The organism is Haemophilus influenzae, assembly GCF_003494325.1.
Classification (GTDB): Bacteria; Pseudomonadota; Gammaproteobacteria; order Enterobacterales; family Pasteurellaceae; genus Haemophilus; species Haemophilus influenzae_I.
Map to the genome: position 1 here is coordinate 73,869 of NZ_QQIK01000003.1, position 26,289 is coordinate 100,157.

At 36.1% G+C, this 26,289-nt stretch carries 30 protein-coding genes; 16 read left to right on the forward strand and 14 right to left on the reverse strand.

Going from position 1 to position 26,289, the window contains the following annotated elements:
• Nucleotides 1–59: 59 nt before the first annotated feature.
• From DV356_RS05945 to DV356_RS05970, 6 genes are all read right to left on the reverse strand, one after another.
• Nucleotides 60–1,427 carry an L-serine ammonia-lyase gene (locus tag DV356_RS05945; RefSeq protein ID WP_118806669.1) on the reverse strand — a complete coding sequence of 456 codons (1,368 nt, stop codon included), beginning with the start codon at nt 1,425–1,427 and terminating at the stop codon, nt 60–62.
• 34 nt (nt 1,428–1,461) lie between these two features.
• On the reverse strand, nt 1,462–2,700 hold the full coding sequence (locus tag DV356_RS05950; protein WP_032824149.1) for an HAAAP family serine/threonine permease: 1,239 nt from the start codon (nt 2,698–2,700) through the stop codon (nt 1,462–1,464).
• Between the two features lie 222 nt (nt 2,701–2,922).
• Nucleotides 2,923–5,091: a heavy metal translocating P-type ATPase gene (locus DV356_RS05955; RefSeq protein ID WP_118806670.1), complete on the reverse strand. Its 2,169-nt coding sequence runs from the start codon at nt 5,089–5,091 to the stop codon at nt 2,923–2,925.
• Nucleotides 5,066–5,272, reverse strand: a complete 207-nt coding sequence (locus DV356_RS05960; protein ID WP_005666693.1) for a heavy-metal-associated domain-containing protein — start codon at nt 5,270–5,272, stop codon at nt 5,066–5,068. Before DV356_RS05960 ends, DV356_RS05955 begins: the two co-directional genes overlap by 26 nt.
• 85 nt (nt 5,273–5,357) lie before the next feature.
• Nucleotides 5,358–5,564, reverse strand: a complete 207-nt coding sequence (locus DV356_RS05965) for a heavy-metal-associated domain-containing protein (protein WP_005666693.1) — start codon at nt 5,562–5,564, stop codon at nt 5,358–5,360.
• 85 nt (nt 5,565–5,649) lie between these two features.
• Nucleotides 5,650–5,856: a heavy-metal-associated domain-containing protein gene (locus DV356_RS05970; RefSeq protein ID WP_005631184.1), complete on the reverse strand. Its 207-nt coding sequence runs from the start codon at nt 5,854–5,856 to the stop codon at nt 5,650–5,652.
• 76 nt (nt 5,857–5,932) lie between these two features.
• On the opposite strand from DV356_RS05970, the gene cueR reads away from it, so the two are divergent.
• Complete coding sequence (cueR, locus tag DV356_RS05975; RefSeq protein WP_050847321.1) at nt 5,933–6,319, forward strand: Cu(I)-responsive transcriptional regulator; 387 nt, start codon at nt 5,933–5,935, stop codon at nt 6,317–6,319.
• Between the two features lie 13 nt (nt 6,320–6,332).
• On the opposite strand, the gene metJ is transcribed toward cueR, so the two are convergent.
• Nucleotides 6,333–6,650 carry a met regulon transcriptional regulator MetJ gene (gene metJ, locus DV356_RS05980; RefSeq protein WP_005631186.1) on the reverse strand — a complete coding sequence of 106 codons (318 nt, stop codon included), beginning with the start codon at nt 6,648–6,650 and terminating at the stop codon, nt 6,333–6,335.
• Between the two features lie 246 nt (nt 6,651–6,896).
• Between metJ and rho the strand changes: the two genes are divergently transcribed.
• A complete protein-coding gene (rho, locus tag DV356_RS05985) occupies nt 6,897–8,159 on the forward strand; it encodes a transcription termination factor Rho (protein WP_005648966.1) in 1,263 nt (420 codons plus the stop codon).
• Nucleotides 8,160–8,212: 53 nt separating this feature from the next.
• Here the strand turns inward: rho and DV356_RS05990 are convergent, their stop codons facing one another.
• From DV356_RS05990 to DV356_RS06005, 4 genes are read right to left on the reverse strand one after another with little or no spacing between them, the layout of a single operon-like run.
• A complete protein-coding gene (locus DV356_RS05990) occupies nt 8,213–8,905 on the reverse strand; it encodes a prepilin peptidase (RefSeq protein ID WP_118806671.1) in 693 nt (230 codons plus the stop codon).
• The gene (locus DV356_RS05995) at nt 8,902–10,119 is read right to left on the reverse strand and encodes a type II secretion system F family protein (protein WP_118806672.1); all 1,218 of its coding nucleotides are present in this window, start codon (nt 10,117–10,119) and stop codon (nt 8,902–8,904) included. The genes DV356_RS05990 and DV356_RS05995 overlap by 4 nt, the downstream gene beginning before the upstream one ends.
• Entirely contained in the window at nt 10,116–11,513 is a 1,398-nt protein-coding gene (locus tag DV356_RS06000; RefSeq protein WP_118806673.1) for a GspE/PulE family protein, read from the reverse strand. The genes DV356_RS05995 and DV356_RS06000 overlap by 4 nt, the downstream gene beginning before the upstream one ends.
• On the reverse strand, nt 11,510–11,959 hold the full coding sequence (locus DV356_RS06005) for a prepilin-type N-terminal cleavage/methylation domain-containing protein (RefSeq protein ID WP_118806674.1): 450 nt from the start codon (nt 11,957–11,959) through the stop codon (nt 11,510–11,512). Before DV356_RS06005 ends, DV356_RS06000 begins: the two co-directional genes overlap by 4 nt.
• Nucleotides 11,960–12,073: 114 nt before the next feature.
• Here DV356_RS06005 and ampD point away from each other — a divergent pair, with 114 nt between their 5' ends.
• The 6 genes from ampD to ruvX all read left to right on the forward strand — a co-directional run bounded on the left by ampD (nt 12,074) and on the right by ruvX (nt 17,472).
• On the forward strand, nt 12,074–12,637 hold the full coding sequence (ampD, locus tag DV356_RS06010) for a 1,6-anhydro-N-acetylmuramyl-L-alanine amidase AmpD (protein ID WP_118806675.1): 564 nt from the start codon (nt 12,074–12,076) through the stop codon (nt 12,635–12,637).
• A gap of 620 nt (nt 12,638–13,257) precedes the next feature.
• Nucleotides 13,258–14,157, forward strand: coding sequence for a CNNM family magnesium/cobalt transport protein CorC (gene corC, locus DV356_RS06015; protein ID WP_005648977.1), 900 nt, complete (start codon nt 13,258–13,260; stop codon nt 14,155–14,157).
• 22 nt (nt 14,158–14,179) lie between these two features.
• Nucleotides 14,180–15,709 carry an apolipoprotein N-acyltransferase gene (gene lnt / locus DV356_RS06020; RefSeq protein WP_118806752.1) on the forward strand — a complete coding sequence of 510 codons (1,530 nt, stop codon included), beginning with the start codon at nt 14,180–14,182 and terminating at the stop codon, nt 15,707–15,709.
• Nucleotides 15,710–15,758: 49 nt separating this feature from the next.
• Nucleotides 15,759–16,496: a 16S rRNA (uracil(1498)-N(3))-methyltransferase gene (gene rsmE / locus DV356_RS06025; RefSeq protein WP_118806676.1), complete on the forward strand. Its 738-nt coding sequence runs from the start codon at nt 15,759–15,761 to the stop codon at nt 16,494–16,496.
• Entirely contained in the window at nt 16,493–17,053 is a 561-nt protein-coding gene (locus tag DV356_RS06030) for a YqgE/AlgH family protein (RefSeq protein WP_005654097.1), read from the forward strand. Before rsmE ends, DV356_RS06030 begins: the two co-directional genes overlap by 4 nt.
• Nucleotides 17,053–17,472, forward strand: coding sequence for a Holliday junction resolvase RuvX (gene ruvX / locus DV356_RS06035; RefSeq protein WP_021035696.1), 420 nt, complete (start codon nt 17,053–17,055; stop codon nt 17,470–17,472). Before DV356_RS06030 ends, ruvX begins: the two co-directional genes overlap by 1 nt.
• 49 nt (nt 17,473–17,521) lie before the next feature.
• Here the strand turns inward: ruvX and rdgC are convergent, their stop codons facing one another.
• On the reverse strand, nt 17,522–18,448 hold the full coding sequence (gene rdgC, locus DV356_RS06040) for a recombination-associated protein RdgC (RefSeq protein WP_118806677.1): 927 nt from the start codon (nt 18,446–18,448) through the stop codon (nt 17,522–17,524).
• 194 nt (nt 18,449–18,642) lie between these two features.
• On the opposite strand from rdgC, the gene DV356_RS06045 reads away from it, so the two are divergent.
• Nucleotides 18,643–19,854, forward strand: coding sequence for a tyrosine-type recombinase/integrase (locus tag DV356_RS06045; protein WP_005656300.1), 1,212 nt, complete (start codon nt 18,643–18,645; stop codon nt 19,852–19,854).
• Between the two features lie 36 nt (nt 19,855–19,890).
• On the opposite strand, the gene DV356_RS06050 is transcribed toward DV356_RS06045, so the two are convergent.
• Nucleotides 19,891–20,313 carry a helix-turn-helix domain-containing protein gene (locus DV356_RS06050; RefSeq protein ID WP_005649001.1) on the reverse strand — a complete coding sequence of 141 codons (423 nt, stop codon included), beginning with the start codon at nt 20,311–20,313 and terminating at the stop codon, nt 19,891–19,893.
• Between the two features lie 124 nt (nt 20,314–20,437).
• Here DV356_RS06050 and DV356_RS06055 point away from each other — a divergent pair, with 124 nt between their 5' ends.
• The 5 genes from DV356_RS06055 to DV356_RS06075 all read left to right on the forward strand — a co-directional run bounded on the left by DV356_RS06055 (nt 20,438) and on the right by DV356_RS06075 (nt 22,569).
• A complete protein-coding gene (locus tag DV356_RS06055) occupies nt 20,438–20,860 on the forward strand; it encodes a hypothetical protein (RefSeq protein WP_005649003.1) in 423 nt (140 codons plus the stop codon).
• 8 nt (nt 20,861–20,868) lie between these two features.
• A complete protein-coding gene (locus DV356_RS06060) occupies nt 20,869–21,642 on the forward strand; it encodes an LEM-3-like GIY-YIG domain-containing protein (RefSeq protein WP_005649004.1) in 774 nt (257 codons plus the stop codon).
• Between the two features lie 24 nt (nt 21,643–21,666).
• On the forward strand, nt 21,667–22,017 hold the full coding sequence (locus tag DV356_RS06065; RefSeq protein ID WP_005649006.1) for a hypothetical protein: 351 nt from the start codon (nt 21,667–21,669) through the stop codon (nt 22,015–22,017).
• 159 nt (nt 22,018–22,176) lie between these two features.
• Nucleotides 22,177–22,368: a hypothetical protein gene (locus DV356_RS06070; protein WP_005656304.1), complete on the forward strand. Its 192-nt coding sequence runs from the start codon at nt 22,177–22,179 to the stop codon at nt 22,366–22,368.
• A 48-nt stretch (nt 22,369–22,416) separates the two neighbouring features.
• On the forward strand, nt 22,417–22,569 hold the full coding sequence (locus DV356_RS06075) for a helix-turn-helix domain-containing protein (protein ID WP_005649008.1): 153 nt from the start codon (nt 22,417–22,419) through the stop codon (nt 22,567–22,569).
• A gap of 166 nt (nt 22,570–22,735) precedes the next feature.
• On the opposite strand, the gene DV356_RS06080 is transcribed toward DV356_RS06075, so the two are convergent.
• Nucleotides 22,736–23,626, reverse strand: coding sequence for a replication initiation protein (locus tag DV356_RS06080; RefSeq protein WP_005656305.1), 891 nt, complete (start codon nt 23,624–23,626; stop codon nt 22,736–22,738).
• 660 nt (nt 23,627–24,286) lie between these two features.
• Here DV356_RS06080 and proC point away from each other — a divergent pair.
• Together proC and DV356_RS06090 are read left to right on the forward strand one after the other, a co-directional pair.
• On the forward strand, nt 24,287–25,102 hold the full coding sequence (gene proC, locus DV356_RS06085) for a pyrroline-5-carboxylate reductase (RefSeq protein WP_118806678.1): 816 nt from the start codon (nt 24,287–24,289) through the stop codon (nt 25,100–25,102).
• The gene (locus DV356_RS06090) at nt 25,102–26,268 is read left to right on the forward strand and encodes a 3-phenylpropionate MFS transporter (protein ID WP_118806679.1); all 1,167 of its coding nucleotides are present in this window, start codon (nt 25,102–25,104) and stop codon (nt 26,266–26,268) included. The genes proC and DV356_RS06090 overlap by 1 nt, the downstream gene beginning before the upstream one ends.
• Nucleotides 26,269–26,289 lie beyond the last annotated feature (21 nt).

Consider the following 26,289-nt stretch of genomic DNA (forward strand, 5'->3'; position numbering starts at 1 on the left):
GTGGGTTATGTAGTCCAACTAATTCATGCAGATCAGCCCCTTAATTATTTTACTTTTTATTAGTTACAAACAATCTTCACTGCCAGTCCGCCTTGCGATGTTTCGCGATACTTAGCGTTCATATCTTTGCCTGTTTCGTACATTGTTTCAATCACTTTATCCAAGCTTACTCTTGGATTAGTGGTACGGCGTAAAGCCATACGTGATGCATTGATTGCTTTAACTGAAGCAATCGCATTGCGTTCGATACAAGGTACTTGAACTTGACCGCCGACAGGGTCGCAAGTTAACCCTAAATTATGCTCCATTGCAATTTCAGCTGCGATGCACACTTGTAGTGGATTGCCACCCAGAATTTCAGCAAGTCCTGCAGCCGCCATTGAACAAGCTACACCGACTTCACCTTGACAACCCACTTCTGCGCCAGAAATCGAAGCGTTCATTTTATAAAGTGAACCAATCATACCCGCTGCTAATAAATAGCGTTCAATGATTTCAGGTGTTAATGGCGAGATAAATTTTTCGTAGTAAGCTAATACAGCTGGAATAATCCCACACGCACCATTAGTTGGAGCTGTGACTACACGTCCACCCGCTGCATTTTCTTCATTGACAGCAAGCGCAAACATATTGACCCAGTCGATCACACGCATTGGATCGTTAGATAAATTCGTATTAGCTTGCAACATACGATAAAGTGAAGCCGCACGACGTGGTACTTTTAATGGGCCGGGTAAAATACCCTCTGTGTGAATACCGTGTTCAATACAAGCCTGCATCGTTTTCCAAACATTCTCTAGATGAGCACTGACAGCCTCTTTGCCATTCAATGCGATTTCATTTTCCAACATCACAGTGGAAAGCATTAAACCGTTATCACTGCAATGTTTCAAAATATCTTCGGCATTTTTGTAAGGATAAGGCACTTGGACTGTGGTTTTTTCTTCTTTGCCAAAATGGGCTTCATCGACAATAAAACCACCACCAATCGAATAATAGGTTTGGCGATAAAGTTCTGTGCGATTTTCATCAAGAGCGGTAATTGTCATGCCATTTTCGTGCAATTTTAAAAAAGTGCGGTGGAAAATGAGATTATTTTCAAAATCAAATTTTACCGTTTTTTGATCAACATTAATGGGTAAAAGCGCAGTTTGTTTCACTTTCTCGATGAAACCTGAAATCATATCGATGTCCACATTATGTGGTAAATAACCCGCTAATCCCATAATGATGGCGATATCTGTACTGTGACCTCTCCCTGTCATCGAAAGAGAACCATACACATCCACATGAATTTCAGCTGTTTGTTCAAACTGATTTCGTTTAATTAAGTCGTCTATAAATTGCTTGCCCGCTTTCATCGGACCGATCGTGTGGGAACTGGATGGCCCAATTCCCACTTTAAACATATCAAATACGCTAATCATAAATTTCTCAAAATTCGTTAAAAATTAAAAGCGATTATAATAATCCATAAACAACTGCAGAAATAGCAATTAGTCCCATAATTGTTACAAATACATTACTGAAACGTCCGCTGTAGCGTTTCATTGCTGGGATTTTGCGAATCGCATACATTGGCATAATGAATAAAATCATCGCAATGATTGGGCCGCCAAGAGATTCAATTAAGCCTAAGATACTTGGATTAATAATCGCAACGCCCCATAAGGTTAATAAGAAGAAAAGTGCGGTCGCATAATTGAGTTTTTTACGATTTACAGATTCGCCTTTCATTTTCAAATATAAGCCTTCTAATCCTTCACGCGCCCCCATATAGTGACCGAAGAATGAACTTGTAATCGCTAAGAATGCAACAAGCGGGCCAAAATAAGAGATATATGGATTATCAAATTTATTTGCTAAGAAAGACAAGATACTAATATTCTGTTCTTTTGCTGCCACTAATTCTTCAGGTGTTAGTGTTAATACACAGCTAAATACGAAGAACATTACGAAGAATAATAAAATCGTTGAAGCGCCTTTTTCTGTATGGCTGATATGGCGTTCTGCACCCTCAAACGTTTTGTATTCACGGAATTGTGAGCAAGTGAACGATGAAGTCGCTGGCGAATGGTTAAATGAAAATACTAATACGGGAATGGTTAGCCATAAAGTGGTTAAGAAACCACCTGCTGTTGGAAATTCATATAATACGGCACTATTCCATTCAGGAATTAAGTAAATAGAAAGAACAAATAAAATTAAGACTAACGGGTAAACAAGCCATTCTGTGATTTTTAACATCACTTTTTCATTAAATAACATCACGGAAATCAATACCGCAATTAATACAAAAGAGAGAATAACTCGATTTGGTGATGCCATACCAAGTTGATTTACAATGAAAGAATCTACGGTGTTCGTGATACCGTTACCGTAAATTAACAGAATAGGGAAAATTGCGAAAAAATAAAGTAAGGTAATAAGTTTACCCGCTGTTTTACCAAAGTGTTCTTCCACTACTTCAGTAATATCGCTACCAGGCTTTTTAGATGAAAGCACAAAATAAGCTAAGCCACGATGAGCAAAATAAGTCATGGGCCCGACGATAATTGCCATTAAAACTAACGGCCAAAATCCACCCATCCCTGCGTTAATCGGCAAGAACAATACGCCCGCGCCAACCGCCGTACCGAAAAGGTTTAACATCCACGTTGCATCAAATTTGTTCCATTTGAGTTTTTCTGTTGATTTCATAGTTTGCTCCAAAGCATAAATTACTTAAATTTGTCAATTTGTAGAGCAAAATCCGCTCCAACTAAATTTGAGTATTATGTTATGCCAATAAATAGAGAATCTCAAAGAGCAAATTCTAAAATTGTGATCAAGTTAAAATTTTTTTATAAAAAGTGCGGTAATTTTCAGCGACAAAAAAATCGGTGCGATGACGACACCGATTGCGTATAAAAATAAATGAAATTAGAACCGCACTTTTTTCAATCTTAAGGCGTTCATCAATACGGAAATTGAGCTCAACGCCATAGCAGCACCAGCGATTATAGGGCTAAGAAAACCGAAAGCAGCAAGGGGTATACCGAGAATATTGTAAATCAATGCAAAAAATAGATTTTGTTTGATATTTTTCAAGCTTGCTCTTGCAATAAAAAACGCATCCACCAGTTGATTTACCGAATGTTGCATAAGCGTTGCCGAGGCTGTTTGTTCTGCAATATCTGAACCTGATTTCATCGCAAAACTGACGTTTGCAGTGGCTAAAGCAGGGGCATCATTTATCCCATCGCCTACCATTGCGACAATATGACCTTGAGCTTTCAGCTTTTGAATTTGTTCCGCTTTATCTCTTGGAGTTAGTTTCCCAAAGGCTTTCTTAATGCCGAGTTGTTTAGCGATGTAATCAACCACAGATTGTTGATCGCCACTCATAATTACGACATCAATATTTTGCTGTTGTAAGCGTTGAATGGCGTGCAAGCTATCGTTTTTTAAAGTATCCGTCAGTGCAAATGCACCGATGGCTTCATCATTTATGGATACCGCGACAATGCTCGCAATTTGCCAAATATCCTCTAAATTTTTAGGCAAGATTAAACCGCAATAATCGGGTTTACCGACTTTTATTGTTCCCACTTGTTCTAATTCAGCTTGAATGCCTTGACCCACTTCCATCTTTGAAAAAAGTGCGGTGGGAATTTCTAACATTTTTTGTTCTGCTGCTTGCACAATAGCTTTTGCAATTGGGTGGTTAGCTTGTCGTTCAACTGCTGCTGCAAAACGATACAAATCGTCTTCAGAATACACCGCACTTTGTGGCTGCCATAAAGCAGAGATTTCAAGCTCGCCTTTTGTTAATGTGCCAGTTTTATCAAGCACAACGGTATCCACATGGGCGGTTTCCTCCATTGCAGCCGCATCTTTAAACCATACGCCAGCATTGACTGCTTTACCTAAACCAACCATTATGGCTGCTGGTGTGGCTAATCCCAAGGCACAAGGGCAAGCAATCACAAGCACGGATACCGCGTGAATTAGTGAAGACACACTATCATTCGTCAGAATATAAGTGAGTGCGAAAGTAACAAGTGAAATCACTAAAACGACAGGCACAAACACGGAAGCAACTTTGTCAGCAAATCGAGCAATGGGTGCTTTTGAACCTTGTGCATCTGATAATGCATTCATCATATCGCCAAGTAAGGTTTGGCTACCAAGCTGATTTGCTCGATAGATAATAGAACCTTCTGTTACCATCGCCCCCGCTAATACTTTTCCACCTTTCTGTTTTTCTTCTGGACGAGACTCGCCCGTTAAATGGCTTTCATCACACCATCCATTTCCACTTTCAATTATGCCGTCTGCCGCAATACGTTCGCCTTGATTCGCACGAATGATTTCGCCGATATTGACTTGGTCAAGAGCAATTTCACTCCATTTTTCATTACGTAAAACAGTGACTTTTTTCGGTGTCAGTTGCAAGAGCATACTCAAGCTATTTAAGCTATGCTTTTTAGTGCGATCTTCAAGAAATTTTCCAAGACTGACAAAACCAATTACCATAACAGAAGCTTCAAAATACACATGCCCCATTGCATGATTGGCGTGGTAAAACAGCATAAAAGCAGAATAAAGATAAATGGTGAGCGTTCCTGTACTGACAAGGACATCCATATTGGCAAGTCCACCACGAATACTACCGATTGCTCCGCGATAAAATGGAATGGCTAACCAAAGTTGCACAATGCTTGCTAATGCAAATTGCCAAATCGGCGGTAACATTAAGTGATGGGAGCCACTCATCATTCCAAGCATACCAATCAAAAATGGAATATTGATTATCCAAAGTACGATTAATCGCCAAGGGATTGATGTATTTTTTTCTATTGGTAATTCGTTGGTTTGTTTGATATGGGCAGAGAAACCTGTTTTATGGATAATCTCGATAATTTGAGTTTCGCTTGCTTGCGTAGCGTCAAATACAACTTGTGCTTCTTCGACGGCAAAATTCACTCCCGCTTGTTGCACAAATGGTTTTTTATTTAAAACTTTTTCAATGCGATTGGCACAAGATTGGCAGGTCATCCCACCAATCTGAATCGAAATTTTTTTACTCTGTGGCGTCAAATCCAGCATCTTCAATGACCTCAATCAACTGTGCAACATTGACTCGATTTTCATCAAAAGTAATATTTACTTTACCCTCTAATTGCACATCAGCAGATTGTACACCATCTAATTCAGTTAAAACTTGAGTAAGACTTTTTACGCAACAGCCGCAATGTATGCCTTTTATGTTTAATGTGATAGTTTTCATTTTTACTCCTTGTTAGTTGTTTTATTGATGAATGCGATTGGCACAAGATTGGCAGGTCATCCCACCAATCTGAATCGAAATTTTTTTACTCTGTGGCGTCAAATCCAGCATCTTCAATGACCTCAATCAGCTGTGCAACATTGACTCGATTTTCATCAAAAGTAATATTTACTTTACCCTCTAATTGCACATCAGCAGATTGTACACCATCTAATTCAGTTAAAACTTGAGTAAGACTTTTTACGCAACAGCCGCAATGTATGCCTTTTATGTTTAATGTGATAGTTTTCATTTTTACTCCTTGTTAGTTGTTTTATTGATGAATGCGATTGGCACAAGATTGGCAGGTCATCCCACCAATCTGAATCGAAATTTTTTTACTCTGTGGCGTCAAATCCAGCATCTTCAATGACCTCAATCAGCTGTGCAACATTGACTCGATTTTCATCAAAAGTAATATTTGCTTTACCCTCTAATTGCACATCAGCAGATTGTACGCCATCTAATTCAGTTAAAACTTGAGTAAGACTTTTTACGCAACAGCCGCAATGTATGCCTTTTATGTTTAATGTGATAGTTTTCATTTTTACTCCTTGTTAGTTGTTTTATTGATTGTTAAACTATAAACCTTTACATAAGGTTAAGGTCAAGAAGTTTTTTATGAATATTAGTGAAGCCGCAAAATTAGTAGGTTTATCTACAAAACAAATCCGTGATTATGAAAAAATGGGGTTAATTAAACCCGCTGTTCGCAGTTTGTCAGGCTATCGAAATTATGGAGAAAGTGATTTAGAAAGGTTGCATTTTATTCGACACTCACGCAATGTTGGGTTTTCGTTACATCAAATCGCACAATTATTAGCACTACAAGATAATCCTAAGCGTAGCTGCCGAGAAGTGAAAGTGCTAACTGCTCAACATATTGCGACATTAAATCAACAAATAGAACAGTTACAAAAAATGGTACAAAAATTGCAGCACTGGCACGACAGTTGTCAGGGCAATGACAACCCTGGATGTTCAATTTTGAATGGCTTGAACGGATAAGTGAAAAGTGCGGTTAATATTCCCAGCTTTCTGGATCGACACCTAATTCACGCATAAGCACTTTGGCATCTTCAGGGATTTCATCATTACGCTCTTTCATTAAATCTGCATCGGTGGGTAAAGGCTGTCCTGTGAATGCATGCAAGAACGCTTCACAAAGCAATTCACTATTAGTTGCGTGACGTAAACTTTTTAATTGGCGGCGAGTGCGTTCATTCGTCAAAATTTCCAGTACTTTAATGGGAATGGATACTGTAATTTTTTTTACTTGCTCACTTTTTTTGCCATGTTCTGCATAAGGGCTGATATATTTTCCGTCCCAATTCGCCATAATTTCCCTTAAGTGCTTATTGATAACCTTACAAATTGTCCGTATTCTAATTAAAAATCAAATAAATAACAATCTAGACGGCTAAACTTCCAAAATAAGTTCTTAAAAAAAGTGCGATGATTTTTATATTAAATGCTAATAAAAGCTAGACAGCGTAGGGTTTTAGTGGTAATTTACGCGCCATTCAAAGGGTGCAAGCCCACCATTCGAATAATCAATTCTTATTAATTCCAACATTTATTCATTATGCATTTAACAGAACTTAAAAATACGCCTGTTTCTGATCTTGTGAAACTCGGCGAGGAGCAGATGGGCTTAGAAAATTTAGCTCGTTTGCGTAAACAAGATATTGTCTTTGCAATCTTAAAACAGCACGCCAAAAGTGGCGAAGATATTTTCGGCGGTGGCGTGTTAGAAATTTTACCAGATGGTTTTGGTTTCCTTCGTTCTGCCGACAGTTCCTATCTTGCAGGCCCTGATGATATCTATGTTTCCCCAAGTCAAATTCGTCGTTTTAATCTTCAAACTGGTGATAAAATCGAAGGTAAAATTCGTCCACCAAAAGAAGGCGAACGCTATTTTGCACTTTTAAAAGTTGATCAAGTTAATGATGACAAACCTGAAGTTTCTCGTAGCAAAATCTTATTTGAAAACTTAACGCCATTACATGCTAACTCTCGTTTAAGAATGGAGAGAGGCAATGGCTCAACAGAAGATTTAACTGCCCGTATTTTGGATTTAGCCTCGCCAATTGGTAAAGGCCAACGTGGGTTAATCGTAGCACCACCAAAAGCGGGTAAAACAATGTTGTTGCAAAATATTGCACAAAGTATCACGCATAATTATCCTGATGTGGAACTTATCGTATTACTGATTGATGAACGCCCAGAAGAAGTGACAGAAATGCAACGTTCCGTAAAAGGCGAAGTCATTGCGTCTACTTTTGATGAACCCGCAACTCGTCACGTTCAAGTGGCAGAAATGGTAATCGAAAAAGCGAAACGTTCCGTAGAGCATAAAAAAGATGTGGTCATTTTGCTTGATTCTATTACTCGTTTAGCGCGCGCTTACAATACAGTCACTCCAGCTTCAGGTAAAATTTTGTCTGGTGGTGTGGATGCTAATGCGTTGCATCGTCCAAAACGTTTCTTTGGAGCTGCACGTAATGTGGAAGAAGGCGGCAGTTTAACGATTATTGCAACAGCACTAGTTGATACTGGTTCGAAAATGGATGAAGTAATTTTTGAGGAATTTAAAGGTACGGGTAATATGGAATTGCACCTTTCTCGTAAAATTGCAGAAAGACGCGTATTCCCAGCCATTGACTTTAAACGCTCTGGTACTCGTAAAGAAGACTTACTCACAACAGCTGATGAATTACAAAAAATGTGGATTCTTCGTAAGATTCTTAATCCAATGGATGAAGTGGATGCAATGGAATTCTTGATTGATAAGCTGATGATGGCGAAAACCAACGAAGAGTTTTTTGAAGTGATGAAACGTTCGTAAAAGTAACCGCACTTTTATGAAGAATAAGGGGAAAATATCATGTTTTCCCCTTTTTAATATCCGTAATATTTGACGAAATAAATGATGACAGCTGATAAGTTCATAAAAGGGGCAAAAGGTATAAATTCTTTTTTCTTTTTATGAATAAGCGAAAAGCATATTCCAAAAACTGAGGCTAATAATAAAAAGTGCGGTAAGGTTTCTAAATGAATAAAACTTCCTAATGCCATTGCTAGCCAATAATCTCCCCGTCCAAAGGCTTCTTTTCCGTAATAGAATTTTGCAATCCAATAGATTGCGTAGAAAACAATAAAAAAACTTGCCGCACTTTTTATACTTTCAGATAACGTAAGCAATGAAAAATTATTGTCTGCCCCAAATAAACCGATTGTAAGTAGCCATAAACAGAGTGTAGTAGAAATAAGTTGATAGTGCCAATCAAGATAACTGATTGCCCAAAGGATAAGAAGTGTGAGTCCGAACCATACAGTAAAAATAGAATCTTTGAAGGCAATTTGTAAAAATATAAATCCAACTCCAACACTTAAAAAATACCTCAAAATATGACCGCACTTTTTTTGTTGAATAGAGGCAAAGTGCGGTTGAAATGGAGAACGGTTTTGTGGAAATAATTCAATATAAGTCGCATAAATCTCTTGCTGTAAACGGGTAATAAAACCAGATAGGTAGAACCACAATGCGATCCCTAAGATGCCGCCTAATAAAAACATTGTGAAGTAAATCATTGAATAACAGAGCCCATATTAAAGATAGGTAAATACATTCCCATCATAATAATTCCAATCAGACTGCCGATGATCACCATCATTAATGGTTCTAGCATTTGCGAGAGTAAGTCAATTTGATGATTAAGTTTTTCTTGGTAATTATCCGCAATATGCTCTAGCATCAAAGCGAGTTTTCCGCTTTGCTCGCCAATTTGTAACATTTGTTGTGCTTCCATCGGGAAAAGATCGCTACTTACGCTATTAGAAAACGCATAGCCTTGAGAAACCCATTGTAAAATTGACCGCACTTCTTTATCTAATACGATGTCATTTACAAGCGTCTTGGTTTGCCACGTTTGTGTGCGAGGGAGAAAACTGTCTAGTGCTTGATTAAGCGGAATGCCAGCCTGCAACATAATTTGTAAACTTTGACTAAAGTTCACTAAACGTGAAAGTTTTTGAATTGTGCCAAAAATAGGCGTGATAGAGATAAGTTGGTTTTTCTTTTGATGAAACCAAGTCTGGCGTTTTAGATAGAAGTAATAAAATAGAACAAAACTCAAAGCGAAAAATAGCAAAATGCCAATATTTTGCTTAAGAAAATTGGATATAGAGAGCAATATTGCAGTTATTGTTGGTAATTCGGCATTATTGCCACTGTACATTTCAGCAAATTGAGGCACGATAAAAAGCAGTAATGCGAGTGTTAGTAATAGTGAAATTCCCAATACCATTGAGGGGTACAACATAATTTTCTGTAATTTGCGTTGTAATGCTAAAGATTGGCTACGATGTGTGGCTATTTTTTTACAAACTACGGCTAGTTTGCCTGTCATTTCTCCCACTTGAATCAGTTGAATTTCTTGTTGTGTGAGATATTTTCCTTGTTGTTCAATGGCTTGTGAGAATGCTAAGCCAGATTCAATGGATTGAAGCAGTCGTTCAAGCCATTCGTTGAGCATAATTTGAGTACAATTTTGTTGCAAAATTTGCAGGCTGTTTTTTAACGGAATTGCGGACTGTAGCAATGTCGCTAATTGATTGAGTAATTCACTGATTTCTGAATTTTTGGGCTTTGCCCCAAATTGCCAGTTTTGTTGTAATTTGATGTGAGTAAGCCCGTGGCTTATTAACTGAAAGTGTGCTTGTTGTTTCGTATCCGCAATAATTGAGCCTTTTTGTTTCTGATTTAATGCGTTACTACCTTGATAATAAAAGAGTTTTTTAGTCATGAGTTTTTACCTAACACACGTTCAATTTCTTTCTCATCTGTTATGCCTTGGCTAACTTTTTCTAAACCACTCTCTCGTAAATTCTCAAAATCCGTTTGATAGCCATTCTGTTGCCAATGTAGAAATTGATACACGCCGATTCGCCCTCGATAACCTTGATGGCAATCACAAGAATTTATTAAATTTCCACCGCACTTTGGACAGATTTTTCGTACAAGACGCTGTGCAATGACAAGTAGCAAACTGTTTTCAATTTCATACTGCTGAATACCGAGTTGTTGTAAGCGAGAAATGGCAGATATTGCATCATTGGTATGTAAAGTTGAAAGCACCAAATGCCCCGTTTGAGCGGCACGTAGTGCAATCCTTGCACTTTCTTCATCTCGAATTTCACCTAGCATAATGATATCGGGATCTTGACGTAAAAAAGCGCACAATAGACGGCTAAAATCTAATCCAATCTGTGAATTAATTTGGCTTTGAATAATGCCATCAAGCTCAATTTCAATGGGATCTTCCGCTGTCATAATGTGTTTATCAGGTGTATTAAGCCATTGAAGTGCAGTGTAAAGTGAGATACTTTTTCCACTTCCTGTTGGGCCAGTTACTAAAATTAATCCTTGGGGTTGGCTAAGAGCGTGTTGAAATGCCTGTTGTTGGCTTTCAGTCATACCCAGTTCAGCAAAGCTAAGTTCTACAGGTTTATTTTGTTGCGCTCGCAACACGATTTTTTCGCCCCAATGGGTTGGTAAGGTTGAAAGACGGAAATCAAGAATATCGGAAAAAGTGGTTTTAAATTGAAATCGCCCATCTTGTGGAAGTCGATTTTCACTAATATCTAATTTAGCCAGTAATTTTAAGCGTGAAATAATACGATTAGCGAATATTTTGCTTATTAAGGGTTGTGGTTGTAAAACACCATCAATTCTAAACCGCACTTGAAACTGATCAGCCAAGGTTTCTAAATGAATATCAGAGGCATTTTTTTGTAAAGCAGATTCAAAAATTTGATTAAGCAAGCGAATGACGGGCTCATCATCTTGTTGTTCAAGATGAGACTGTTCTTGATGTTGGTAATATTTAACTTGCTCTTCCACTTTAGGTTGATTAGGAGCAAGTTGCTGTAATAGTTCTTTAAGTTGAGTGCTTTCTAATAAAACTGGCTCAACAAGTTTACCGGTTATAAACGCAATAGTTTCACAGGCGGAAAGATTAGAAAGGGAATCTACACCTAGCCAAAGACGATTATTTTCTTCTCTGAGTGGTAACGCAAAATAACGTAAGAGCAGCGACTGTTGTTGCTGATTACGCCCCCATAACTCTGGCGAGATCGTAAATATCTCGCCATTTTGAGCGGTTACACGCTGAGTATGAAGTAAAGCATAGCTCGTCATTGTGTGATACTTCCGCAAAAATTTGCTGGAAATAAAGAGGCATCCGTTCCTTTGCAAGTTGTTGTCCAAGTTACACCTGTTGCAGCATTACCTGTAGCTTGCAAAATATATTCCATATTTGCCAATGTGCCATCCCCTTTTACTGTTATTGCACCGTTGCTTGTTGTCACTGATTTTACATAGCCTTTTGTTGTCTTTATATCCGCTGCAATACCATTTTTTCCACCCGTACACTTTGTTATTTCCTTTGTGCTATAAACGCATAATTCCACATCAGCCTTATAAGGTGCTGACGCTTGCAGTAATTCAGATACCGCTGCTTTTTTAGTATAATTTTGATAAGAAGGAATTGCGATAGTGGCTAAAATAGCAATAATTGCAATCACAATCATTAGCTCTATTAATGTAAAACCTTTTTTCAAGGTTTGCTGTGTTGTTAGTTTCATTCATTTTCCTTTTATTAAGCCTTTGTTAGCGACGACATTGTGAAAAGGAAAAATTTGTTTGTAAAATTGACCGCACTTTTTCTGCGATCCTGATCGCAAAAAAAGGAAAAAAGTATGCAAAAACTAAAAGATATTGAACAAGGTATATTGACCGATTGTCGGCAAATTCCATCTCCACATTTTGATGAACGTCCAGATTTACAGGATATTTCACTTATTGTGATCCATTACATTAGCTTACCGCCAGAACAATTTGGCGGCGGATATGTGGATGATTTTTTTCAAGGAAAATTAGATCCTAAGATCCATCCTTATTTTGCAGAAATTTATCAAATGCGTGTTTCAGCACATTGTTTGATCGAACGAAATGGGCGAATTACGCAATATGTCAATTTTAATGATCGCGCTTGGCACGCAGGCGTATCTAATTTTCAAGGACGAGAAAAATGTAATGATTTTGCCATTGGAATTGAGCTGGAGGGGTGTAATGAACAGCCTTTTACCGACGCTCAATATTTTTCATTGCAAGAGCTTACCAATGTAATAATGAAAAGTTACCCAAAGATTACAAAAGATCGAATTGTTGGACATTGCGATATTTCGCCAGGACGTAAGATCGATCCTGGTCAATATTTTGATTGGGAACGTTATTTATCCAGTGTAAAACAAACTGTATAAAAATTAAACATCAAATTTTGATGTATTCTGTGTATTATAAATGCGTTCACTCTTTTAATTCTAACTAGTTGAATTAAAAGGAATAAATTTAAATCTGAAATTTTATTAAAAAAGTTAATTTGAGTTATACAACATTATAGATTTTCTCAACCACAATTTTATCCACAGAAATATTGAATAACTCAAAGAGATGATAAAAAGATCTTTTGTGAATAAAACTGTTTTAAAAATTGTATTTTTTTACCGCCTTTCTTCCATTTTTGAATGTGAAAAGTGCGGTTTATTTTTGTTTAAGACCTTTTGGTTGGAAATAACCCTATTTATTTTTAAGTTTGATGTGATAAGGATCTTTGCCTGTTTTTACGAGATCAATTCACAATCAGAAATCCGTTATTCACAATGTTATCCACAACATAGGTACTTTTCGTCATATAAACAAAATAAGAATATTTTGTTGTCTAGAATTTTCCCCTTCCGTAAAATTGTATATTTTTAACCGCACTTTAGGTTCAAACCCAATGTGCGGTTATTTTTATTGATTTTCCTCTTTTCGCTTTTTGCGATTTTTTCTAAAATGTGATACTTTTTCGCCGTCAATAAGACATTAAACACAAATCAATATGAACGACGAACAGCAAAATTCAAACCAATCTGAAAATACGAAAAAACCTTTTTTCCAATCTTTATTCGGTCGCTTTTTTCAAGGCGAATTAAAAAATCGTGAAGAACTTGTGGAAGTGATTCGCGATTCAGAACAAAACGATTTAATTGATCAAAATACGCGTGAAATGATTGAAGGCGTGATGGAAATTGCGGAACTTCGTGTTCGTGATATTATGATTCCTCGTTCACAAATTATTTTTATTGAAGATCAACAAGATTTAAATACTTGTTTAAACACAATTATTGAATCCGCTCATTCTCGTTTTCCTGTGATTGCCGATGCCGATGACCGCGATAATATCGTAGGCATTTTGCACGCAAAAGATTTATTAAAATTTTTACGTGAAGATGCCGAAGCGTTTGATTTATCTTCATTATTGCGCCCCGTCGTGATTGTGCCAGAAAGCAAAAGAGTGGATCGTATGTTAAAAGATTTCCGCTCAGAGCGTTTCCATATGGCCATTGTGGTGGATGAATTTGGTGCAGTGTCGGGGCTTGTTACTATTGAAGATATTTTGGAACAAATTGTTGGCGATATTGAAGATGAATTTGATGAAGAAGAGATTGCGGATATTCGTCAGCTTTCTCGTCATACTTATGCTGTGCGTGCGCTCACCGATATTGATGATTTCAATGGGCAATTTAATACGGATTTTGATGATGAAGAAGTAGATACCATTGGCGGTCTGATTATGCAGACTTTTGGTTATTTACCAAAACGTGGGGAAGAAATTATTTTGAAAAATCTTCAATTTAAAGTGACTTCTGCAGATAGTCGTCGATTAATTCAACTTCGAGTCACAGTGCCAGATGAACATTTGGCAGAAATGAATAATGTAGATGAAAAATCTGAATAGGATTTTATTATCAATTAAATTTATGAATAAATATTTAACTTATTTTATTGCTTTTATATCGGGTTTAATCGGCGTTTTTGCCTTTTCGCCTTTTGATTATTGGCCTTTAGCCTATGTGTCTTTACTCGGTTTACTTTATGTCGCTAAAAATCCTAAAAAATCCACCGCACTTTTATCCACTTTCTTGTGGGCGATGGGATTTTTCTGCTTTGGAGTAAGTTGGCTTAATGTTAGCATCCATCAATTTGGTGGTGCGTCGTTAGGTGTGAGTTATTTCCTTGTCGGTTTGCTTGCGGCTTATCTTGCGCTATATCCAATGCTCTTTACCTATTTAGTTCAGCGTTTCAAAGTGCAAAGTGCGGTAATTTTTGCCGTGATTTGGACATTGACAGAATTTTTACGGGGTTGGATTTTTACTGGTTTTCCTTGGCTTCAGTTTGGTTATACACAAATTGACAGCCCATTTTATGGTCTCGCCCCAATTTTTGGGGTAACAGGATTGACATTCTTTACCCTTTGGGCAAGTGCGGTCATTTTTAATCTCGTTTCCTCTTTGTTTAAAACGAAAAATTTTAAATTAGTTTTAGCGAATGCTTTGTTATTGATTATTGTAGGGGGATTAAGTGCTTATTCATCGCGAATTCACTTTGTAAAATCTGTTGAAAATAAGGCAATTTCAGTCACGCTTGCGCAAGGCAATATTGAACAAAATCTTAAATGGGATCCTAATTATTTCTATTCTACTTTGGCAATTTATCAAAAATTAATCGCAGAAAATCTTGGTAAAACCGATTTAATTATTTTGCCTGAATCAGCCTTGCCAACCCTTGAAAATGCAATTACACCATTTTTTGAAAAATTAGAGCATGCTGCTAAAGAGACTAAAACGGAGATTATGATTGGAACGGTATTCCAAGATACAAAATCTGGTAAGTTATTAAATTCAATTATGACTACTGGAAACCCAGATTTTCCTTATCAACCAGATACGCCAAATCGTTATAATAAACATCATCTCGTGCCTTTCGGGGAATATGTTCCGCTAGAAAGTATTTTGCGACCGCTTAATTCAGTGTTTAATTTACCAATGTCAGCATTTCAAAGTGGAGAGGCTGTTCAACCCTCTTTAATCGCAAAAAAACGTGCTTTTTCGCCAGCAATTTGTTATGAAATTATTTTCGGCGAGCAAGTGCGACAAAATTTGAAACAAGATACGGATTATTTGCTCACCTTATCTAATGATGCGTGGTTTGGCGATTCTATTGGGCCTTGGCAACATTTACAGATGGCAAGAATGCGCGCTTTAGAATTAGGCAAACCGCTTATTCGTGCAACAAATACGGGGATTTCAGTTTTTGTTGATGCGCAAGGTAAGGTATTAGCACAAGCCCCGCAATTTATTGAAACAACTTTGACTTATAAAATTGCACCTGCGGAAGGCAAAACCCCTTATTCTGTGTTAGGAAATATGCCTTTGTATGCTTTATCTTTATTGTTTTTACTCTTGCACAGTATGATGGCGTTTATTCGTCGTAAGATGAATATCTTATAAAAACACCAGTTAAAATGACCGCACTTTTTCATTCATATAAATAAACATTATGCGCATACCAAGAATTTATCATCCAATATCCCTTGAAAATCAAACTCAATGTCAGCTTTCAGAAGACGCGATAAATCACGTTGCTCGAGTGTTAAGAATGACAGAAGGCGAACAGCTTGAACTCTTTGATGGTTCTAATCATATTTATCCAGCAAAAATTATTGAGTCAAATAAAAAGTCCGTAAAAGTAGAGATTTTTGGGCGTGAGCTTGCGGATAAAGAATCCAATTTAAAAATCCATTTGGGGCAAGTAATTTCTCGCGGAGAACGAATGGAATTTACTATTCAAAAATCTGTAGAATTGGGGGTAAATGTGATTACGCCATTATGGTCAGAACGCTGTGGCGTAAAACTTGATGCAGAGCGAATGGATAAAAAAATCCAACAATGGCAAAAAATTGCGATTGCAGCTTGCGAACAGTGCGGTCGTAATAGCGTGCCAGAAATTCGTCCATTGATGAAATTGCAAGATTGGTGTGCAGAAAATGATGGTGCATTGAAATTGAATTTACATCCACGCGCGCACTATTCTATTAAAACCTTACCGAGTATTCCATCTGAGGGTGTTCGTTTATTAATTGGCTCGGAAGGTGGATTATCAGCACAAGAAATTGCACAAACTGAACAGCAAGGATTTACAGAAATTTTATTAGGAAAACGTGTTTTACGTACTGAAACTGCATCACTTGCAGCGATAACTGCATTACAAATTTGTTTTGGGGATTTAGGCGAATGATGGAATTACAAGGAAAATTTTTGATCGCAATGCCACATTTAGACGATTATTTTAATCGCACGGTAGTATTTATGTGTGAGCATAATGAACAGGGTTCAATGGGTTTGGTAATTAATCAGCCGACAGATTTAAGCATTGCGGAACTTTATTCAAAACTCAATTTTATGATGAAAAATGACCGCACTTTTGGTAACGAAATGGTGGTCGCAGGCGGGCCTGTGCATACAGAAAGAGGGTTTATTTTACATAAGAATACGCTTAATGCCTTTCAGCATACTTATAAAGTCACAGAGGAACTTTCAATGACAACCTCCGCTGATGTAGTGGAAACGCTCGGTTCAACTTTTGCACCTGAAAAATATCTTGTTGCACTAGGATGTTCAAGCTGGGGGGCAGGTCAGTTAGAAAAAGAAATAAGCGATAATGCGTGGTTGGTGGCGTCATCTAAGGATCAAATTTTATTTGATATGCCCTATGAAGATCGTTATATGGCGGCTAATCAGTTACTTGGTATTCATCCTTATAATTTTGCCTTAGCGCAAGTGGGGCATAGTTAATGGAAATTACCGCTCTAGCTTTTGATTTTGGCACTAAAAGTATCGGTTGTGCCATAGGGCAAAGTATTACAGGTACAGCACAAGCCTTGCCAGCTTTTAAAGCACAAGATGGCATTCCAAATTGGGAAGCGATCGAAAAATGCTTGAAAGAATGGAAGCCAGATGTTGTTATTGTTGGCCTTCCTTTAAATATGGACGGAACAGAACAAAATTTGACTTTGCTGGCTCGTAAATTTGCAAATCGTTTACAAGGTCGTTTTGGGGTTAATGTCCATTTACAAGATGAACGATTAACCACCACGCAAGCTCGTAGTGAAATTTTTGAACGTGGTGGTTTTAAAGCATTAAAAAAAGGCAAAGTCGATGGCATTTCAGCCTGTTTAATTTTAGAGAGCTGGTTTGAATGCACTGAATATTAAATTTACATCGCCAAAATAAACCTAATTTTAGAATGATTAAAGTGCGATTTTATAATCTCGCTTTTTCACCACCAAATTCATCTAATAAATTTTCCGTGAGTTTGGCTAAAATACCTGTCATCAGTACAAAATCTGCATCAAAACGCTGTGCAAAATCTTCTTTCAGAATATCATCATTTTTTTCCCGTACACTATCTGCAAATTTTAAACGTTTGATTGTGCAATCTTCGTTAAAAACGAAAGTTAAGGTATCTTCCCATTCTAAGGCTAATTTACTTACTACTTTTTTGCCATCTTGCAGAAGTGCGAGAATTTCTTCATTTTCTAAGGGTTGTTTTTTACAACGAATAACGCTGTCTTCCTGACTGCCGCGAAGCTCGGCTTCTTCTAATGCAAGTAACCAATGCGGTAAGCTATCTTGAAGGATCCAATTGGTTAAAATCGTGCTGGGTTCATTAGCAAAGGCTAAAGGCACGACAGGAAGCGAGCCTAGGGATTTACGCAGTAATGCAAGTGCATCTTCTGCGCGTTTACTCGATGCGGCATCAATATGAATAAGATTATTTTCCGTATCAATCCACAGTGCCGTATGCTGATTTTTACTAAATGCACGAGGTAATAAATTCATCACAACATCATCTTTTAATGTCTGTTTTTCTACCTTTTTAAGTTTGCGATTTTCTTTTTGTTCAAGGTTTTCAATGCGTTCATCAAGTTCACGTTTGACCACATTTGCTGGCAAGATTTTTTCTTCTTTTTTGGCGATTAATAGAATTTGTTTTCCAACAGAAAAATAGAGTAAATCACTTCCTCGTAATGGAGCAGACCATCCAAATTTACTTTGATCTTGAGCACCGCAAGGATGAAATTGACAATCTTCCAGTTGAGTTTGTAGCTGTGCAAGATCCCAATCTAGCGGTTTAGTCAGACTATAAGTCATTAAATTTTTGAACCAAAAATTAACTTTATAACTCATAACATTTCACCATGTACAATTTTATCATTAAATCAATAATTTACTTATTTCAAAACACCATTTATAATTCATAGTATATCATCATATTTCAATTTTTTAGTAACCATAATGGTAACTTATCACAATCAAGCTAGATTTCTTGGTTACTAAAAAATATATTAATACCTATTTTTATATACATAAACAGATGTCTTATGGCTAAAAAAGTAAAACCACTTGTTGACACTGAAATCAAGAAAGCAAAAGCATCAAACAAACCATATACATTGACTGATGGTTATGGACTATTTCTAATCATTTCACCAACAGGTTCAAAATCTTGGCGGTTTAATTACTATCGACCTATAACAAAGAAACGAGCAAAAATTTCTTTAGGCCTATATCCAGCAATTACACTATCAAAAGCAAGGGAGTTGAGAGAACAATATCGTCAATTACTAGCTAATAAGATTGATCCGCAAGAATACATAAAACAGCATGAATTACTGCAATTACAACGACAAAACAATACATTTTTTGCCATATCAACTCAATGGAAACAAAAAAAAGTTTCTGAAATCAAGTCTGTAACACTTAAAAGCCGATGGAGAACGCTAGAAAAATATGCATTTCCATATTTAGGCGATAACCCTATTGCTGAAATTACACCACAACAGTTACATGATACAGTTATACCATTATTTGAACGAGGAGTTTCTCACACTGGGAAGCTTGTTATTGCATTAGTTAATGAAATCATGAATTTTGCTGTTAACAAAGGTATTATTGAGTTTAATAAATGCATCAATGTATCAAAGGCTTTTAATGTAAACAGAACAACACATCATCCAACTATTAGACCTGAAAAACTACCTGAATTCATGTCTGCGTTACGTCATTCACATATTGACCTTATGGTGAAATATCTTATTGAATTCTCCCTTTTGACTATCACCCGTCCAAGTGAAGCTGCAAATGCACAATGGAATGAAATTGATTTTGAGAAATCGCTATGGAATATCCCTGCTGAACGCATGAAAATGAAAAAAGCTTTCACCATTCCATTATCACTACAAGTGCTTAAAATACTTAATAAGCTAAAAAACATTTCAGGCCGTAGTCGTTTTATTTTTCAAAGCCAACGTTATCCTGAAAGACCATTACATTCAAGCTCTGCCAATGCAGCAATTAAACGCGTTGGTTATAAAGATCAATTAACATCACATGGGCTACGTTCTATCGCAAGCACCTATCTTAGCGAGACATTTACCGAAATGAATCTGGAAATTCTTGAAGCTTGCCTTTCTCATCAAAGCAAAAATCAAGTTCGTAACGCCTACAATCGCTCAACCTATCTTGAACAACGAAAACCATTAATGAATGCTTGGGGAGATTTTGTTGAAGAATGTATGAAAAAAAGTATCTAAAAATAAAGGGAATCAATACTGATTCCCTTTATTTACCTAACCTTTCTTCAGTAACTCTACCATTTCTCTCAGTAGCTTTATTTCATTATCTTTTTGCTCTACTAGCTTATTCAACAAACCTTCTTTTTCTTCCAATAATTGCTGACAATGTGATAACGATAATTTTAGTTTTTCAATCTCAATCAATAGAGATTTCTCATTGTCTCCCTGAAATGACGAACTAAAATGAGAATTCTCATTGAATTGAACGAAGACATTTCGTTCACCAGAATTAATCAATTCAACAATATCTATATCTAAAATCTGTGCAATTTGCTCTAGCTTATCCAGATGTAATTTCGTTTCACCACGTTCAATTTTTGCATAGCCATTCAATGACATACTCATTCTTTCAGCCATCTCTTCTTGTGACCAATGCTTTGTTTCACGTAGTTTTCTGATCTTTTCATGTACGTTCATTCTTATACCCATAAATAGGTTAATTTTTTACAACAAACTGTGTGCTAACTATACATCGATTGTTGGTAGAACGCAAAATCTCTCTTAGATAAAATTTACAAATACAACTATACTGGGGATATTTATGCTTAAATCTATACTTAAACCAATAGGACATATACTAAAACTTCTAATAAAAACTGCTTTATTCTTACTTTCATTATTATTCATACTAATGCTAATTATCGGATTCGTTGATAACAAAAAAATTCCAACCGAATTTATTGTTTTTGGGATTCTAGGTATTTGTTACATTTGCTACACATTTAATTCTTGGGCAAATAAGCCTGAAGTCTGTCCAGTCTGTAAATCAGGCAAAATTGAATTGGATTCAATTAAAGAAATTGACCGCTGGCTGGGAAAAACTAAAGTGCGTGAAAGAATGGCATCTGGAAAAACACGAGAACGATATATTCAATGCACGAAAGTAAAAAAACGATATACATATTGTTGCCAAAATCCTAATTGCAAGCATACGTATACTAAAATACGGGAAGAAGAATTATAGGTGTAACTATGTTTTCAACCGCTATAATTGAAAAAATTAATTATTACATCTATTGTCTTGTTGACCCTAGAAATCAAAATATCTTCTATATTGGTAAAGGTATTGGCAATAGAGTTTTTCAACATGCACAAGGTGCATTAACTTGCAAAACTAATGAAAATGATAAAATATCACTAATCAATGATATACATAAAGATGGACTTGAACCCTTATACTATATTTTAAGACATAATATCAAGGAGGAAAAACAAGCACTTGAATATGAGGCTTTAGCGATCGATTTATTATCCATTGTTAAACCTAATCAACAACCATTAACCAATATTCAAGGTGGCACACATTCTTCTGAAAAAGGTTTAATGTCATTATCAGAACTAAAACATATATATGACCCACAAGAATTAAAAACAGATTTACCTGTTGTTTTAATCACAATTAATAAAAACTATAAAAAATTAAAACAACAAATAAAATCAGGCGAAATTGATAAATCGCAAATTGAAAAAGAAATTTACGAACGCACTCGCGGCTATTGGAAAACGGGTTCACGCCGTGAAAAAGCCAAATATGCTATTGCAGTTTATCGTGGCTGGACATTAGCAGCCTACGAAATTTCATACTGGATTGAAGCACCTATTGAGCGTCAAGGTCGTTGGGGTTTTATCGGTAAACTTGTGCCGAAAGATTCTCCAATTTATCAAGAACTTGTTAATAAATTAACCTATTCATCAAATAATGATTACAAGGCGCCACAAAATCCAATAACTTATCGTAATTGTTAATATTTACTTTAATGGAATCTTAAAATGAATAAATTTTTAATTACATCTATATTTCTAATAACAAATATTACATATGCAGGAATCCGTACTATTGAACTTCCGCCAGAACAATCCGGTTCAATAGCTATGAAATGTGGAGACTATATTTATTTTGGTGAAAAACGTTCATCTTACGATGTCTGCATGATAACAGGCTTGTTAAAAACATATGAAAAAGGTCAATGTATTACTCATGATGAATACAAACTTTTAAACAAAGCATGTAGCACTAAACCCGACAATGTTCCACAAGCCTACAAAATGAGAGATTCATCTTACTATGTTGAATACTCACCAGAAACTGATGGTTTTGTACCAATGAGTAGTGAAAACTAAAATCGTCATAAAGAGCTCAAAAATGAGCTCTTTTTTCATTTTATGTATTACATATAGGTTTTATCATTCTAATCAACTAAATGCATCTAGACATCATTTAGAATTATTCTGGCTTACATTAAATACCTATATACATTTATCAAGTACAGTGAACTTAAAATGATGAAAAAATTTCCAAATTTTAAACCGCATTCTGACACGGAAACTGAAGAATTAATTAGCTTACTATTTAGAAAACTCGATATTGATGAACTAATCTTTCTGCTACGTGTTTTACAACGTGATATCCGTGCAAAATATACACTCACAAAAATAATTAAAAAAAATATCAATTTAAAGTTAGATTCATAAATTCCTGTGTTAAGCTCCTAAAAAGTATGTACGAAATAGGAGATAATTATGAAAATACAAGATAACGTCGGCTATTACTTCACAATTCAAGATCTTCAAGATCGTTTACGTGTAAGTCGTTCAACTATTCTGCGATTAATTGAATCGAAAAAATTAACATCTATCAAATTTGGACGACAAGTTCGTATTCCTGAATCTTAGATTCTAAGTTACCTTGAAACTTGTAAAGTATAAAAAAATAAGCCACCAAAAACATGGTGGCTTTTATTTACTATCTTTTATATCGTTTAAAACACATCTTCGCACTGCCTTCTGATATTGATAAACAGGTTGCTATTTCTCGCCATTTTAGACCTTGTGTTCTTAACTATACTATTTTCTCATATTTACTTTTTAAGTCATTTTGTGATTTCACCCATCCGAATTCTTCTGACCAACGATTCAATGAGCTTACACTAATACTAAATTGTTCTGCTATTTGCTTTAACGACATATTAGGTTTATTAGCTCCAAATTGATTAAACAACTCTTTCTTGATAATTTGTTGCTTTTCCCATCGTTTTCGAGAACGATTTGACTGAATTTGTTGAAACGATGATTCAGAAAATCTTTCCCAAATCCAACGAGATGAACTTCTAGCAATTCCTTTTAACTCCCTGTATGGTAATGGTGGATTATGATTCTGATTTAATAACTCTAATGAAGATAATAAATACTGATTAAATTGTTCTAATTGTTTACCTGAACATTTAAACTTCAGAACCTCACGATAACCAATTTTTTTGATCTGATTAAATAAAGAACAATTCCGACCTTCAATATCTTCATTATCATTTAGATAAAATACAGGTTTATTTGATAAATCAACAAAATCAGCTAAATAATCCAGAGTATATTTAGGTATATTAAATACAAATGTTCTCCAAAAATTTGAGTTTGGATTTTTAGTGAATACACCAACATAGTGTTGATCTGCTCCTAACTTATCAATATAAGCTCGTTGTATCTTTTTAAAATAACTTATTGGCTTAAATCGAGCATTCTTTGTGTTACAAATAGGTACCTCCAACGCATAGATATAATGACATCGACCGTTTAATCTATTTTGTACCACTATATTGGGACTTGGAAGTCCTAACAATTCCCAATCCATTGCAGAATTTTCCCGATCTAGATCTAACACCATAAATTTAATAAACAGATCATTAAACTGAATATACTTATGAGTTAATGCAACATCTTTAGGGTATAACTGCACCCCATTATCAAAATTATCTGTCTACTTTATCCGTTCTGCTAAGCTTTGATTAAAATCATCTAATGTATATGCTGATTCCATATTTACCTCTTTATATATGATTGAATTTATGTGGTAGACATATCTATCTAATATGTCTTAACTGAGATTAATACAAAAAAAGTATTTTTTAACTTAATATGATTATTTTTTAGACACTTAAAACATGAAAAAGAATCGAATGCCTAAATCTTAAGCAAAAAATATAGATTTGTAACAAAATATCATCCCATATCAGATATTAATAATTTAAAAGTAATATAAAATAATATCTAATTAAATTAGATCTCAATAACTTGATGATAAAAATATTGTTTAAGGCATATTACAAATTGAATAGATAAAATTTAGAGATTTTTTGGATACATCGGATACTTTTTGATGTATTGTATATACTAGAGATAATGTTACATATAATCAGTGAACAAGTAATAAACAGCTACAATGTACACACCTAAAAATAGTAACCAATTTGGTAACCAATTATCAAAACATGAAAGAAGATTGATTATATTTACAATGGTTAGAGATGATCTATTTAATTTTTGAACCACATCGTAACACTTCCTTCAATATAGGGTAGAATGTGCAGTATTATAGCCCATAAAAGTAGGAAAAACGATGCAACACAAATTGATTGCCTTTATTGGCGGCGGCAATATGGCGCAGGCTATTATTCTTGGCTTGTTGAAACAAGGTTATCCTGCCGAGCAAATTATTGTGAATGATCCAAATGAAGAAAAAAGAGCATTTTTTGCCAATCTTGGCATGGCAACTTCAGAAGATAATATGGAAAGTGCAATCAAAGCTGAGGTTGTGTTGCTTGCGGTAAAACCTCAAATGATGGCTGAAGTTTGTTCGCCACTAAGTGCGGTGGATTTTTCCGACAAATTGTTAATTTCCATTGCCGCCGGTATTTCAACTGAACGCTTGAACGCATTAATTCCAAGCGTAAAATCGATAGTACGCGTCATGCCAAATACGCCCGCATTGGTGGGGGAAGGTATGGCGGGTTTATTTGCACCGAAAAATACGAGTGAAAATTACCGCACTTTTGCACAAGATTTATTGGGAGCAGTGGGAAGAACGGTTTGGGTGAATGATGAAACTCAAATGCACGCAGTCACTGCCGCGTCAGGAAGTAGCCCTGCCTATTTCTTTTTAATGCTGGAAGCAATGCAGAAAGCCTTAATCAAAATGAATATTGATGAAAAAACTGCCCGTGAATTAGTGCAGCAATCTATGCTTGGTGCAGCAAAAATGGTGACAGAAAATCCGCAAATTGCACTTTCAACTTTGCGTGAAAATGTTACCTCGAAAGGTGGCACCACTGCGGCAGCGTTAGCAGTATTTGACGCACAACATTTTAATCAAACAATAGAGCAAGCTATGCAGGCTTGTTTGTCTCGTTCACAAGAAATGGAAACTTTATTCTGATGCAAGTTCGTCCTTTTTATTGGCTCGCACTGAGCTTTCTAGGTTACTACTGCGCTTATGGCGTGTTTTTGCCGTTCTTCCCCGCATGGTTGAAATCGCAACAATATGGGGAAGAAATGATTGGTTTGGTTATCGGGAGTGCTTATATTTTCCGATTTGCGGGCGGATTATTTTTTTCATCGCTGATTAAAAAAGCCAATCATATTATTAGTTCCTTACGCCTATTGGCGTTAGCATCGGCAATTATTATGGCGGCTATGAGTTTAGTTGCACATAATTTTTGGTTGTTGTTTATTGCTATCGGTTTGTATGCTTCTGTGAATTCAGCAGGAATGCCGATTGGGGATTCGTTGGCATCCACTTGGCAACGCCAAATCGGCTTGGATTACGGCAAAGTACGTTTGATTGGTTCTGCTGCTTTTATTCTTGGTGTAGTAGTATTTGGTAGCATGATTAGCTGGGTTGGCGAGCAAAATATCGTGTGGATTTTAACCGCACTTTTATCCTTCTATACCATCATTCAGCTTTTAAAACCCACCATTCCCCCAAAAGATGAAATACCTGAAGATGGCGTTCAAAATGATATTGGTTTTATTGCTTTACTGAAAAATCCGATGACATTGCGAGTCATGATTGCAGTAGGACTGATTCAAGGCTCTCATGCGGCTTATTATGTTTATAGCACGATTTATTGGACAAGTATTGGGATCTCCGTTTCTCAAACTAGCTTACTTTGGGGCATTGGCGTATTAGCGGAAATTGTATTATTTTTCTTCTCTCGTCGCTTATTCCAAAATATTTCTATCAGTGTGCTGCTTTATATTTCTGCGCTTGCGTGCATCGGACGCTGGGCTGTAATAGGATATATTGACGATTTCTGGTTGATATTCTTATTGCAACTTATACACAGTTTAACCTATGCCGTTTGCCATTATGCGATTGTTCGCTATATCACCACGCAACCGCAAAGCCATATTGCGAAGTTACAAGGTTTGTATAATGGTTTATCCAATGGTGTGCTCATTGCTATTTTCACTGCGATTGCTGGCATGATTTATCCAACGTCGCCAGCGATGACATTTGTATTTATGAGTATCATTGCAGCTGCTGCATTTTTTGTGATTCCACGTAAGTTAAATGCCTTTTTGATTGTTCAGCATAAATAGGACGCATTGCTTTCCTTTTAA